Here is a 14,691-nt window from a genome sequence, read left to right as displayed (position 1 = left end):
CCTTTTGGAATTTTACTTATACATCATCAAACTTAGTTTGCTTTTGCAACTGGCGCAGCAGCAGTTTCATCGTTTGCAGCTTTAAACGGAGATGTATAGTTCAAGCCAAGTGTAGAACTTGTGTACTGACGAACTTTGTCGAGTAATACAGGGTCTTTGCTTAGGTCTTGTTTATACGAAACAACAATTTCATGAAGCTTCTGATTCCATTTACCTTCAGTTTGCTCAGGGAAAGCTTTTTCAAGCAAGTTGAGCATGATGTATGGAGAAGTCGAAGCACCCGGAGACGCACCTAACAACGCAGTTACAGCACCATCTTTAGATGCAAAGATTTCTGTACCGAATTGAAGTGTAGCTGGTTTACCCGGTTCTTTTTTGATGATCTGAACACGTTGACCACCTTGGCTTAAACGCCAGTCTTCAGCTTTCGCATCTGGGTAGTATTTACGAAGTTCATTAAGACGGTCTTTGTCTGACATCATGACTTGGCTCACCAAGTATTTAACAAGATCAAGGTTTTCCAAACCAACAGTGGTCATTGGTAAAACGTTGTTTTTGTTCGTTGAGGCAAGCAAGTCCATCTGAGAACCATTTTTCAGGAACTTGTTTGAATACGTTGCAAATGGTCCAAACAATACATATTTTTTACCGTCGATATAACGTGTATCAATATGCGGCACAGACATTGGAGGCGCACCTAATTCAGCACGGCCATAAACTTTTGCTGTGTGTTCTGCAGTAATTTTTGGATTGTCAGTAATTAAGAACTCACCACCGACAGGGAAGCCTGCATATTGTTTCGCTTCTGGTAAGCCAGTGAGTTGTAATAATTTAACTGCTGCACCACCTGCACCAATAAATACAAAACGTGTTTTAACGTGATCTACTTTACCAGTTTTCAAATTTTTGAAAGACACAGTCCAAGTTTTGTCATCATTTTGGCTGATACCAGACACTTCGGTTGAAGTCTGTAATTTGAAATTCGGGTTTTGATCTAAACGATTCACCAATTGCTTAGTGATAGAACCATAGTTTACGTCAGAGCCAACATCCATACGGGTCGCTGCAACTTTTTGGCTAGGATCACGATCGTTCATTACTAAAGGTGCCCATTGTTTAATTACAGCTGGGTCTTCAGTAAATTTCATACCTTTGAACAACGGGCTTTGAATCATGGCAGCATAACGTTTTTCTAAGAATTGAACGTTATCGCCCCAAACGAAAGCAATGTGCGGAACTGGGTTAATGAATGATTTTGGTTCAGCTAAAACGCCTTGTTTTACCTGATATGACCAAAACTGTTTAGCGACTTCAAATTGAGAAGCAACTTTTTCAGCTTTGACAATTTCCATCTTACCGTTTTTTTCTTCGGTATAGTTCATTTCCATAAAGCCAGAATGGCCTGTTCCGGCATTGTTAAAGCCGTTTGAACTTTCTTGAGCAACTTGGTCAAGACGTTCATACATACGAATTTGCCAGTTCGGTTCAAGCTCGGTGAGATAAGTACCAAGAGTGGCACTCATGATGCCGCCGCCAACAAGAACAGCATCAACAACTGGGTCATCTTTTGCAGTTTCTACTTGTTTTGACGCAGTCGGTCTAAACAAGAAAACAATTCCTGCAATTAAAATAAGAATGATTAATACCAGAAGGTATTTCAAAAACTTTTTCATGTAAGGGGGACCTTAAAATAAGTTATTTGAGTCACTTAAGGTGTGAGGAAACCTAGACAGCGTATCCAGACAAAATGGATATAAATGCGAAAGTAAATTCTCAAAATTTGAGAACTTATAAAAAAATAAAATTACTTGGGATTATCGCAAACACTCTATATTTTAGACTAATTTTGCATTGACAAGACAATTTTTATAATAAATGGGACCCATCAAACTCATAAATGTGATTTATATTTAATCATTTTAAGCTTTTAATATACGGTTTTAAGTTGATTTTTATGATTATGCTATTGAATTTAAAAATATAATTATAAATTGATTAAAGGTGAACCAGTTGAAGAAATACATAATAAGAAAAAGTGAGTAAAGTTATTATTTGTCGTTAGTTTTCTAGATTGGACTAATACAAAGTTCTTATTAATGACCATCTGGTGATAATAAAATAAGGGTATATCTCTGCATAAGAAATATACCCTTTGATGTTTTATGACGCTACATAGAACGGTGCAGTTGAACGTGGTAACGCTTCACGCCCACGAATTTGGTCTGCAATTTTCTCGGCAATCATAATGGTGGTTGCATTTAAGTTACCGGTAATAATCAGCGGCATGATTGAGGCATCAACCACACGTAAGCTTTGCATACCATGGACTCGGCCTTGACCATCCACGACAGCCATTTCATCTTCACCCATCTTACAGCTACAAGAAGGGTGGTAAGCTGTTTCGGCATGGTTACGAACAAAGTCGTCAAGCTCTGCATCTGTTTGTAAATGTTTGCCCGGACTAATTTCTTCACCGCGATATGGGTCAAGAGCAGGTTGCTGCATAATTTCTCGGGTGATACGAATCGCGTCACGGAACTCACGCCAGTCTTGTTCACTCGACATATAGTTAAACAAGATGCTTGGATGCTCAAACGGATCTTTTGATTTAAGTCTAATACGGCCACGTGAAGGCGAACGCATTGAACCAACGTGTGCCTGAAAACCATGTTCTTTCACTGCATTACTACCATTGTAGTTAATAGCAACTGGCAAGAAGTGGTACTGAATGTTTGGCCATTTGAACTCATCTGAACTACGAATAAATCCGCCTGCTTCAAATTGGTTACTTGCACCAACACCTGTACCGTTAAATAACCACTCGGCACCGATGGCAGGTTGGTTATACCATTTCAAGGCAGGGTATAAAGAAACAGGTTGCTTACATTTATATTGCAAGTACATTTCCAAGTGGTCTTGCAGGTTTTCACCTACACCCGGTAAATCATGAACAACATCAATGTCCATTGATTTTAAGAAGGTACTTTGACCTACACCTGAGCGCTGTAAAATTTGTGGAGAAGCAATTGCACCCGCGCACAGTAAGACTTCGCGTTTAACCAAGGCGCGTTGCAAGTTGTTTTGATCAGCCCCGATAATGTACTCAACACCCACGGCTTGTTTTTGGTTAAACAAGATTTTATTGGTGGTTGCATGAGTCAAAATGGTGAGGTTAGGACGACCTTTTGCCATATCCAGATAACCACGTGCGGTACTTGAGCGGCGACCTTTAGGCGTAACTGTACGGTCCATTGGACCAAAGCCTTCTTGTTGGTAACCGTTTAAGTCATCGGTACGTGGATAACCGGCTTGTACACCAGCTTCAACCATGGCATGAAACAAGACATTATTGCCATTTTTTGGTGTTGCAACTGACACAGGGCCATTGCCGCCATGGTAGTCATTTTCACCAATGTCACGGGTTTCTGCTTTTTTGTAGTATGGCAAACAATCGGCATAAGACCAGTTTTCTAGGCCTTTATGGGTTGCCCATTGTTCTAGATCCATCGCGTTACCGCGGATATAGCACATACCATTAATTAAAGATGAGCCACCTAAACCTTTACCGCGGCCACATTCCATACGGCGGTTATTCATGTGTGGTTCAGGGTCAGTTAAATAAGCCCAGTTATAACGGCGACCTTGCAGAGGGAAGGCCAAAGCTGCGGGCATTTGGGTACGAAAATCCAAACGATAATCTGGACCGCCAGCTTCTAATAATAAAACGGTGGTATCTTTGTCTTCAGTAAGACGTGCAGCAAGTACATTTCCGGCAGATCCTGCGCCAATGATAATGTAATCATATTCTTTAATATTCATAACTATCCTTTTTTTACTAACAGTTTGCCTGAGCAATCTATAAAGATTGCTCTGCATATGTGATTTAGGTTGAAGTGTTTAAGGCAATTGATGCATTAAAAAATGCTTTGATAGTCGCCGAGTTCAACTTGAATAGATTTGATACGGGTATAGTGCCCAAGCGTGGTTAGACCATTTTCACGGCCCACGCCAGATTGCTTGTAGCCACCCACTGGCATCTCTGCAGGCGATTCGCCCCAAGTGTTAATCCAGCAAATACCAGCTTCAATTTGGTGAATAATGCGATGAGCGCGGCTAATGTCTTGAGTGACAACGCCAGCAGCTAAACCAAAAGTGGTGTCGTTAGCACGACGAATCACTTCTTCTTCAGTCTCGTAGCTTAAAATGCTCATGACAGGTCCAAAAATTTCTTCTTGAACAATGGCCATTTGGTCGTTGCAGTCGCTAAATACCGTTGGTAGCACGTAAGCGCCTTTAGCAAGGTCACCCTCTGTTGCGCGGTCACCACCAATTAAAACTTTAGCGCCTTGTTGTTTGCCTGACTCAATGAAAGACAGCACTTTTTCCATGTGAGGGAAGCTGGTGAGCGGACCGAAGTTGGTTTCTTCAGCCATTGGGTCACCAATGCGAATACGTTTTACACGCTCTACAATAGCTTTTTCAAAATCGGCTAAAAGTGATTTTGGAACAAAAACACGTGTACCGTTGGTACAAACTTGGCCTGAACTAAAGAAGTTCGCCATGACAGCAATATCTGCTGCGCGATTAAGGTCGGCATCTTCACAAATAATCAGTGGAGATTTACCGCCAAGTTCCATGGTCACTTCTTTAAGTGTAGAGCCAGCAGCACTTGCCATGACTTTTTTGCCAGTTTCAACACCACCTGTAAATGAGATTTTCTCAATCACTGGATGTTCAGTTAACCATTGACCAATTTCACGGCCTGGCCCTTGAACGACGTTAAATACACCGTCTGGTAAGCCAGCTTCTGTATAGATTTCTGCAAGTTTAAATGCAGTAAGAGGGGTCGTTTCACTTGGTTTGAAAATCATGGCATTGCCGGCAGCAAGGGCAGGAGCAGATTTCCATAAAGCGATTTGAATTGGATAATTCCAGGCACCAATACCTGCAACCACGCCTAAAGGTTCACGGCGTGTATAAAAGAAACTTGATTCGCGAAGCGGAACTTGTTCACCTTGAATGGCTGTTGCAAGCCCTGCGTAATATTCTAATACATCTGCACCAGTCACAATGTCGACGGTAGATGTTTCGCTAAAAGCTTTACCTGTGTCTAGTGTCTCAAGACGGGCAAGCTCATCATTACGTTCACGTAAAATGTCGACTGCACGGCGTAAAATACGTGAGCGTTCCATGGCGGTCATGGCTGCCCAGATTTTTTGACCTTGTTGTGCACTTTGCACAGCAGCTTCTATATCTTGCTCAGAAGCTTGTTGAAGAGTCGCGATAACTTCGCCGTTGGCAGGGTTAATACTATTAAATGTTTTACCACTGGTTGCTTTAACGTAGCGTCCATGGATATACAGTTGATGAACTTGTACATCACTCATTTTGTCTCTCCTGCAAAGGCTTGTTCGCAAATTGCAATTGCGTTTGTACATAATCGTAAGCAATGGAACGGGCAAGTTCGCTGTCAAATTCGTTATGACGGCTTAAACTGCCGCGTAGCCATAATCCATCAATCAATGCTGCCAAACCTCGGGCGGCAACACCGGCCTGTTTTTCATCCATTAACTTGAGAAAATAAAACTTCAAGTTGGAATATAGGCGTTGATCATTAATCTTTTGCAAACGGCTCAAGTCTGGTACATGCAAACTTGCTGACCAAAAATCTAACCAGACCCGCATTGCTTTTTCATTGACCTGACTAATGTCAAAGTTAGAGTCGATAATGGCCTTAATCTGGCTCTCTGGATGCGTATCTGCTTCTGCTCTGTACTGTTCAGTTTTATGACGCAGAACATTCAGCATTTCTTGCATACAGGTATTGATCAACCCTTGTTTGTCACCAAAATAATGGCTGACAATGCCAGTCGACAACTCGGCTTTTTTTGCAATTTGTGCAATGGTGGTATTGGATAACCCCACTTCATAAATTACGTCGAGTGCAGCGTTCATGATTTCTTCACGTCGCACGTGCTCTGGTTTTACTCTGCGTTTTGTCATGATTTTCCACATCAGCACTTTTAGCGGTGCTTTAAATTCAGCATGTTAACTTGCAGAGCATCATAGCACTTTTTTTATCATACTTGTTATTGATTGAACGTTCAATCAATAACAAGTATGATATGTAAAAATCAATGAATTTTTGAAGATTAGCTCTGAAAATAAAGAGGTAAAATCAAAGATTCTTAAGGATAGGATGATGCGCATAAGTACAGTACTTATCACGTTATTTTGAGAAAATACACCGATTGCAAGGAGCAATAAGATGGTGTTGAAAAGTGATAGATATTCTTCAGACCATATTCGGTTAAATCGTTTTGTATTTTGGAGTTCGGCCATCAGTATTGGCATTTTTGGTCTACTTTTTGTGCTGTTTCCTGAAAAGAGCCAGTTCTGGTTAACCTATATACAAGAGCAGGTAAATCACTTTTTTGGGTGGTATTACATGCTGGTGATTGTGCTGTGCCTCGGTTTTGTGGCTTGGCTCGCTTTTTCAAAAGTTGGCCAGATTCCGTTAGGAAAAGACGACGACAAACCTGAGTTTGGTTATCTGGCATGGACTTCAATGCTGTTTTCGGCAGGGATTGGTATTGCGCTACTTTATTATGGTGTTGCCGAACCTGTTGATCATTTCTTACGCCCACCAGAAGGCGAAGCTGGAACCATTCAAGCTGCCCGAAATGCCATGACCTATAGCTTTTTACACTGGGGAATTCATGGTTGGGTGCTCTATGCGTTGCTTGGAGTCACTTTAGGTTACTTCGCTTTTAGAAAAAATTTGCCACTGGCATTACGTTCGGCACTTTACCCAATTTTTGGAGAACGTATTCATGGCTTGGTGGGGGATTTCGTTGATGGCTTTGGAATTTTAGCAACAGTTATTTCATTGGTGACCAATTTAGGCATTGGGGCTTTGGTACTCGTATCTGGTATTTGCTATTTACTTCCTCAAATTCCTGATAACTCTGCGACCTTAATTACCGTTGTTCTGGTCATGATGTTTGTTGCCACAATAACGACAGTTGTTGGTATTGAAAAAGGTCTGGCATGGTTATCTCGTATTAATTTACGTCTGCTCTATGCCTTACTTTTATTTGTATTTTTAACGGGCCCTACAAATCATTTATTAAATGGTCTTGTGCAAAATGTCGGTGATTATCTAAACAATTTTATTGGTAAAAGCTTTGATATGTATTTATACAATCAGAAGGCAAGTGGTTGGTTAGGTTCGTGGACCGTATTTTATTGGGCATGGTGGATTGCTTGGGCACCTTTTGTGGGTATGTTTATTGCCCGTATTTCAAAAGGACGCACAATTCGTGAAGTTGTTTTGGGTGTCTGCCTGATTCCATTAGGTTTTACACTGGCTTGGATTTCAGTTTTTGGCAATACTGCAATTTACTTAATCTTGAATCAAAAACAGAAAGTTTTGGGTGATATGGTTTTAAGTGACCCAGCATTATCATTATTTAAATTACTCGAATATCTGCCATTTAATCCTTATGTTGCTGGCATTGTTGTTGTAATTTGTTTCGTTTTATTTTTGACACCAGTTGGGTCTGGTACACTTATGATCGCTAACTTGTCCTCAAAAGGGGGCACAAATGATAGTGATTCGCCAATTTGGTTACGCGTCTTTTGGTCTGTGGTAATTACCATTGTAAGTATTGGCTTATTATTAGCTGGTAGTTTTAACTCCATGCAAAGTGCAGTGGTGTTATGTGGTTTACCATTTTCAGTCATTATTTTGCTTTACATGTTCGGTTTAGCCAAAGCGTTAAAGCAAGATGATTTTGACCCTCAATTAGTGAAAAAGCAGTTGGCTGTTTCAAAAGACATTTCTGTCCCATCAAATTGTGACCAGAATAAAGTGACCGAGGTTTTATAACCTCCATCGATCACATCTATATATTATTTTTGCGTTTAAATATCGTCTTTTCATTATTTTGAATAGTGAAAAGACGAAGTTAAACATTTTGTTTTTATTTTTTATTCCTTGAGGATTGTATGGCAACAGATAATCCAAGAGCAGTTGATGATTTAACATTATCTAAATCTAAAAAAGACCCGCTCAACCGTGTGGTTTTTTATTTTTCAGCTGTACTTATTTTAATTTTTTCTCTCGTCACGTTTTTGTTCAATGATTTTTCAAATCGGGTAATGAATACAGTACTTCAGTGGGTAACTTCGACCTTTGGTTGGTATTACCTGCTTGCCGCAACACTTTACATGGCGTTTGTGATTTTTATTGCCTGTTCAAGATATGGCAATATTAAGCTAGGACCTAAGCATTCAAAGCCTGAGTTTAGTTTACTGAGTTGGTCTGCCATGCTGTTTTCGGCTGGTATTGGTATCGATTTAATGTTCTTCTCGGTCGCCGAACCTTTATCTCATTATATGCAACCGCCAGTAGGTGCAGCTCAGACTTACGAAGCCGCACGCCAAAGTATGGTCTGGACATTGTTCCACTATGGTTTAACGGGTTGGTGTATGTATGCCTTGATTGGCATGTCATTGGGATATTTTAGCTATCGTTATAATTTGCCGCTTACTATTCGTTCTGCACTCTACCCAATTTTTGGTAAAAGAATTAATGGTGTGATCGGACATAGTGTTGATACGGCTGCCGTTATCGGGACAATTTTTGGTATTGCAACAACCTGTGGGATTGGGGTGGTACAGCTGAATTATGGGCTACATGTATTATTAGGGCTACCAGAGAACATCTGGATGCAGTTTGCCCTGATTGCCATTGCAGTTGGAATCAGTATTATTTCGGTGACATCAGGCGTTAATAAAGGCCTGCGGATTTTATCTGAAATTAATATTTATGTTTCGATCGGGCTATTGCTGTTTATTTTGTTCTTGGGAAATACTGAGTTTTTACTCAATGCCCTTGTTCAAAATGTTGGTGATTACTTAAGTCGATTCCCATCTTTGGCCTTACAAAGTTTTGCGTTTGAACAGCCTAAAGAGTGGATGAGTAGCTGGACCTTGTTCTTCTGGGCGTGGTGGATTGCATGGTCGCCGTTCGTAGGGCTTTTTCTAGCTCGTATCTCAAGAGGGCGTACCATTCGTGAGTTTGTATCCGGTACTTTAATTATTCCGCTTCTATTTACAATAACGTGGTTATCTATTTTTGGTAATAGTGCATTGCACAGCGTTATTTTTGAAGGGAACCAAACCTTAGCTGCTACTGTGTTGGCGAATCCGGCTCATGGTTTTTATGATTTGTTAGCACAATATCCGGGCTTTACTTTCATTGCTTCAATTGCCACCGTAACAGGGCTTTTGTTCTATGTGACTTCTGCCGATTCGGGCGCGCTGGTTTTAGGTAATTTCACCACTAAGTTAACGCATATTGATAATGATGCTCCGCGTTGGCTGAGTGTGTTCTGGGCAATTGCCATTGGTTTACTCACGCTAGCGATGCTGATGACCAACGGAATTACGGCTTTACAAAATGCGACCATTATTATGGGATTGCCGTTTAGTTTCGTGATGTTCCTTGTCATGGCAGGGCTTTATAAGTCCTTAAGACTTGAAGATTACAGACAGGCTAGCCGAAGTATGAATGCAGCTCCTGTGGTCGGTAACGTTGATATTTTGAATTGGAAACAGCGTTTAACCCGTGTGATGCATCATCCGGGAACCACTGAAACTCTGCGCATGTTAGACACTGTCTGCCGACCAGCAGTTCAGGCCGTTGCTGATGAGCTCATCAAGCAAGGAATGAACGTAGATGTGCAGCAAACGCTACTCGAAGATGAAGACACGCTTTATCATCTAGACTTCACTATTCATTTAGAAGAAGAGCAAAACTTCGTTTACCAGATCTGGCCTGTGCGTTATAGCGCACCGATTTTCAGTCAACGTGTGAAACGAGGTAAACAATTCTATTATCGATTAGAAACCTATCTTTATGATGGTTCTCAAGATAACGATCTAGTGGGTTACGGTAAAGAGCAAGTCATTAATGATATTTTAGATAAATATGAAAGACATATGACGTTTCTACATATTAATCGTATTAGCCCGGGGAACCGACCGTTGTTCCCAGATCCACAAGCTTAAGGGGAATATGCATGGCGTCTCCATATCTGCATTCTTTTGTTTTATTTTTCTCTTTGCTCAATCCATTTTTGATGAGCATTTATATGATTGGTCTGATCCGCCATTCAGAAACAAGGGTGTTTAATAAAGCACTGATTCAGGGAAGTGTAATTGCTTACATTGTATTTATGCTATTTGCATGGGGCGGTGAAGCAATTTTTAGTAAATATCTGAATGTACGTTTTGAAGCCTTCCAGATTTTTGGTGGGTTGATTTTTCTAGTGATTGGCTATCGCTATGTGTTTCAGGGTGCCGATACCATCGGTGAAATGCGGGGTGCGCCAGAACATCTGGCAGGCACCATTGCCATGCCTTTCATGGTTGGCCCTGGAACCATTAGTGCTGCTGTAGTCACGGGAATGGAAATGTCAATTGGTGCTGCGGCACTGGTCATTGCTTTTACCATGTTTTTAACATGCAGTATTTTGATTTTGATGAAATTTTCACATGATCATTTACGTTATAGACATGCCAAACATATTGACCGTTATTTTGATATTGTGGGACGTTTATCTGCTTTATTAATTGGTACGATCGCTATTGATATGATTATTAATGGCGTGACCGGCGTAATTAATAAGGTATAACAACTTAATTGCAAAAGCCTGCTATGCCATTGAGAGTCGAATAAAATGGCATAGCATTTTTCTATAATACTTTCATATTTATTATAAAATTTCTAAAAATAATATTTTTAAAAAACCTAATTTCAAAAAACAATGACAGATATTAGAAAATACAATGCCATGTTCTGGATTTAATCATGTTTTTTTTGTGAATTATCAACCATAATATTTACTGAGCTTGTTTGAGACCAGAGTTGAGCTATGCCTACATTAGATGAAATGACCACAGTGACTGATGATCAGTCAGAATTGACGATGTCAGTTTTAATGACGCCTGATATGGCAAATTTTTCAGGTAATGTTCATGGTGGTACGATTCTAAAACTACTAGACCAAGTCGCTTACGCATGCGCTAGCCGTTATTCAGGTAGCTACGTCGTAACATTGTCTGTAGATAAGGTGAATTTTAAAGAACCGATTTATGTGGGTGAACTGGTAACTTTTTTGGCAAGTGTGAATCATGTGGGCCGTACTTCAATGGAAGTGGGTATACGTGTTGAAGCCCAAAATATCCAGAAGCGTACAGTGCGCCATACCAATAGCTGTTATTTCACCATGGTGGCTGTTGATGAACAGGGTAAGCCTTGTGAAGTGCCTACTTTAAAACTTGAGACTGAGTGGAAACGCTGTCGTTTTGAAGCAGCAGAACACCGCAAGGTTTTACGTCTACAAGAAAATCACAACCCATCTTGTAGTATGTATAAAAAATCTTCTTAAAAAAATTGAATTAAAAAAGGATCGAACCGCAGCATGGTTCGATCCTTTTTCTTTACTGAAATTCAAATTCCTTTTTTCTTTCCAGTAAAATTATCTCTGAGCTTGGAGGAGAGTGCAGAGATAATTAACGAGTAGCAGGAGCAGCTTCAGAAGCAGAACCTACAGCTTCAGAAGCAGCATTTGCTGTGTTCGCTTGTTCTTGAGTTGAAACAACAACTTTCTCTTCACCAGCAGTGCTATGCGCTTGTTCATGTTTAGAAGCAGCAAAAGTTGAAGCAGCAGTTAAAGCTAAAGTAGTTGCAAGTAGAGTTTTAGCTAATTTCATTTTATGGCATCCTTAAATTCATTAAAAAATCAATCAAACCTAATCGTTCATACATACATGAAACGTGTATGGCTGAATGACTAAGCTAGGACACATGCTAAGCCGAGCTTAGGATTACATCAATTAACTTAACAATCTATTACGCCTATCTTAACAATAAAAAATATATGGGCCATTTATGTGCGGAATCTGTAACCCTAAGGCCCTTAAATACCCCTTAAAATGTGAAAAAATATTTCTTCTTGATTGAAAAAGAATCAGGTTTGTTACGTAAACGAAACACTCTGGCATGAATTGTGAATACGCTTAAATAGAATATTCCGTTGGGTGGGGACAAGCTTAGAGTTATTTTAGATTGAAAGTGGGACTTAAGTCTCACTTTTTAGTTGTTAAGTAGAAATTAAAAAAGTATAGACCAAATTTAAAAATCATTTACATGACAAAAAATAGTGATATACCTAAAATGTCTGAGACCGTTTTAATTTGAGTGCCTTGTGAAATTTATTGCCCAGAAAACTGTTCCTACCCATATTATTTCTGGTTTTTTGGGGGCAGGAAAGACCACATTATTACAGCATTTATTAAGCCAGAAACCTAAAGATGAGGTATGGGCTGTCTTAATGAACGAGTTTGGGCAAATTGGAGTAGATCAACAACTATTACCTCAAGAACAAGGTTACGCGGTAAAAGAGTTATTAGGCGGTTGTTTATGTTGTAGCAGTCAATTGCCTATGCACATTGCTTTAGCTCGCCTGTTGAGTGAGCAAAAGCCAGACCGTCTTTTTATTGAGCCGACTGGTCTTGGGCATCCTTCTCAATTATTTGACCAACTGACTGAGCCTCATTGGCAAAGTAGTTTGGCAATGCGTGCTTTGGTGACTGTAGTCGATGGTAGCCGTTTGCATGATACGAACTGGGTCAAACTAAACCTTTATGAAGACCAGTTAAAAGCGGCCCAGATAGTAGTGGTGTCACATACCGATATCATGACTTTTGAAGATGAGCAGACACTTGCGTCACTAAAAGAAGAGTATCAACCCTATCAACAAGAATGGATTAAGACGCAATATGGTCAGTTAGCATTAAATGAAATTGATGTAGCCGCCCGTTTAACCGAGAGATCCATACAACCTTTACTTAAACTTCAAAAGCAAATGACTGAAGCTGAAGTGACTAAAGAAATTCAGCAGTTACCTTACCATTATGTAGAGTCGGCACAAGGTTATATCGTGGCGGGTTGGAAGTTGCCTAAACGCTGGAAATTTGAATTTTATGCTTTGCTAGATTTATTGTGTGCACAGCAAGATTGGCTACGTATTAAGGGAATTTTTAATACAGATCAAGGATGGAAAATATTTAATTTTAATCCTGATCAGTTTAATTATAAGTCTGGTGAAGAGGGAATTGATAACCGAATTGAAATGATTAGCCAACAAGAACACGATTGGCTGGCATTTGAAACGGCTTTACTGGCTTGTCAGATTCAAGAATAGAGAACATTGAGAACTAATAAATCAATGTTCTCTGACGGGGGCAGCTTTAAGGTTTTGTATTTAACACAGCCTTTGCTTGAGCATGGTCAATATCTTTTTCCCAGTGAGCAATCACTACGGTCGCGACACAATTGCCAATTAAGTTGGTACAGGCACGGATAATTCCAATAAACCAGTCTACTGAAAGTAAAAGTACTAAACCAATCGCAGGAAGGCTTGGAATCACTGAAAGCGTGGCTGCAAGAATAACTAATGCTGAACCAGGAATTCCATGAGCGCCTTTAGACGTGATGAGAGAAACCAGTAAAATAGCCAGTAAGTCATGCATAGATAAATCAATATTGCAGGCCTGTGCAATAAAAATAACACCTAGAGTTAAGTAAATTGAAAATCCATCCAGATTAAAAGAATAACCAGTTGGAATGACCAGCCCTACGGTTGAATCTTTAATTCCCAGATTTCTGAGCTTTTTCATAATTTGGGGTAAAACAGAATCAGAAGAGGCGGTACCCAAAACAATGGCTAACTCATCTTTAAAATAAGCCACGAATTTAAAAATGTTGAGACCGGTAAGTTTTAAAATTGAACCTAAAACAACCACAACAAATAAAATGCAGGTCGCATAAAACAGTAAAACCAAATAGCCCAATTGTAGAAGTGAATCTAAACCAAATTTAGCAGTGGTGTAGGCCACTGAACCGAACACACCAATAGGGGCTAAACGAATAATCAGCCCCATAATTTTAAAGAAGACTTCAGAGAAAGCCTCAAGAGCTTGTCGTACTAACTCTGCTAAATGTTTTGGAATTAAGAGTAGGGAAACGCCAAATAAAATGGCAATCAGTAAAACTTGTAAAATATCGCCGTTAGCAAAAGCACCAGTAAATGTTTTTGGAATAATGTTCAGTATGAAATCAGAACCGGAGTGCATTTCATGGGCACGTTCGGTATAGGTGCTTAAATCTTTTGCATCTAAATGGCTGATATCGATATTCATGCCGACGCCAGGTTTAAATACATAGGCCACAATAATGCCTAAAACTAAAGCGAAACTTGTGACCACTTCAAAATAGAGAATGGTTTTTGCACCGACTTTGCCCATTTTTTTAATATCATTTGCACCATAAATACCAAGTACAACGACACAAAACACAATTGGTGCAATCAGCATTTTAATTAAAGAGATAAAACCGTCACCCAATGGCTTTAAAGATAGGGAGAAATCATGAAAACCAGCTCCAACTGCAACTCCAAGAAAGAGAGCACAAAGAACCTGTAAAAATAAACTACGCTTGAGCTTTTGCCACATAAGTCATCAATTTTAGGAAGAGGAGAATATCTCTTTTAAGCAAAAAGCCAGCCAACTCTAAAATTAAGTGGAGCGTTTTGGAGGAATATGCAAATTTCATATTGC

11 protein-coding genes are annotated in these 14,691 nt (G+C 39.8%); 5 read left to right on the top strand and 6 right to left on the bottom strand.

Annotated features, from left to right (window positions below):
- Positions 1-32: 32 nt before the first annotated feature.
- The 4 genes from mqo to betI all read right to left on the bottom strand — a co-directional run bounded on the left by mqo (position 33) and on the right by betI (position 6,003).
- On the bottom strand, positions 33-1,673 hold the full coding sequence (mqo, locus tag MSG66_RS16430; RefSeq protein WP_324654636.1) for a malate dehydrogenase (quinone): 1,641 nt from the start codon (positions 1,671-1,673) through the stop codon (positions 33-35).
- Positions 1,674-2,160: 487 nt separating this feature from the next.
- On the bottom strand, positions 2,161-3,819 hold the full coding sequence (gene betA, locus MSG66_RS16425; protein WP_324654635.1) for a choline dehydrogenase: 1,659 nt from the start codon (positions 3,817-3,819) through the stop codon (positions 2,161-2,163).
- 95 nt (positions 3,820-3,914) lie between these two features.
- Complete coding sequence (gene betB, locus MSG66_RS16420) at positions 3,915-5,387, bottom strand: betaine-aldehyde dehydrogenase (RefSeq protein WP_324654634.1); 1,473 nt, start codon at positions 5,385-5,387, stop codon at positions 3,915-3,917.
- On the bottom strand, positions 5,380-6,003 hold the full coding sequence (betI, locus tag MSG66_RS16415) for a transcriptional regulator BetI (RefSeq protein ID WP_075431283.1): 624 nt from the start codon (positions 6,001-6,003) through the stop codon (positions 5,380-5,382). The genes betB and betI overlap by 8 nt, the downstream gene beginning before the upstream one ends.
- A gap of 265 nt (positions 6,004-6,268) precedes the next feature.
- On the opposite strand from betI, the gene MSG66_RS16410 reads away from it, so the two are divergent.
- The 4 genes from MSG66_RS16410 (at position 6,269) to MSG66_RS16395 (ending at position 11,459) form a co-directional block, all read left to right on the top strand.
- Positions 6,269-7,891 carry a BCCT family transporter gene (locus MSG66_RS16410; protein WP_324654633.1) on the top strand — a complete coding sequence of 541 codons (1,623 nt, stop codon included), beginning with the start codon at positions 6,269-6,271 and terminating at the stop codon, positions 7,889-7,891.
- 119 nt (positions 7,892-8,010) lie between these two features.
- Entirely contained in the window at positions 8,011-10,077 is a 2,067-nt protein-coding gene (locus MSG66_RS16405; RefSeq protein WP_262472822.1) for a choline transporter, read from the top strand.
- A gap of 11 nt (positions 10,078-10,088) precedes the next feature.
- On the top strand, positions 10,089-10,703 hold the full coding sequence (locus tag MSG66_RS16400; protein WP_042898164.1) for a MarC family protein: 615 nt from the start codon (positions 10,089-10,091) through the stop codon (positions 10,701-10,703).
- A gap of 240 nt (positions 10,704-10,943) precedes the next feature.
- Complete coding sequence (locus tag MSG66_RS16395; protein ID WP_042898165.1) at positions 10,944-11,459, top strand: acyl-CoA thioesterase; 516 nt, start codon at positions 10,944-10,946, stop codon at positions 11,457-11,459.
- Between the two features lie 124 nt (positions 11,460-11,583).
- On the opposite strand, the gene MSG66_RS16390 is transcribed toward MSG66_RS16395, so the two are convergent.
- Positions 11,584-11,784 carry a hypothetical protein gene (locus MSG66_RS16390; RefSeq protein WP_324654632.1) on the bottom strand — a complete coding sequence of 67 codons (201 nt, stop codon included), beginning with the start codon at positions 11,782-11,784 and terminating at the stop codon, positions 11,584-11,586.
- 494 nt (positions 11,785-12,278) lie between these two features.
- Between MSG66_RS16390 and MSG66_RS16385 the strand changes: the two genes are divergently transcribed.
- Complete coding sequence (locus MSG66_RS16385; RefSeq protein ID WP_324654631.1) at positions 12,279-13,277, top strand: GTP-binding protein; 999 nt, start codon at positions 12,279-12,281, stop codon at positions 13,275-13,277.
- Positions 13,278-13,323: 46 nt separating this feature from the next.
- Here MSG66_RS16385 and dctA read toward each other — a convergent pair whose 3' ends face one another.
- Positions 13,324-14,586: a C4-dicarboxylate transporter DctA gene (gene dctA, locus MSG66_RS16380; RefSeq protein ID WP_324654630.1), complete on the bottom strand. Its 1,263-nt coding sequence runs from the start codon at positions 14,584-14,586 to the stop codon at positions 13,324-13,326.
- Positions 14,587-14,691: the final 105 nt, after the last annotated feature.

The organism is Acinetobacter sp. IK31 (assembly GCF_035615195.1).
Classification (GTDB): domain Bacteria; phylum Pseudomonadota; class Gammaproteobacteria; order Pseudomonadales; family Moraxellaceae; genus Acinetobacter; species Acinetobacter calcoaceticus_C.
The sequence above is the reverse complement of the archived record's forward strand: the minus strand, read 5'-3'. Positions and strand labels throughout refer to the sequence as shown.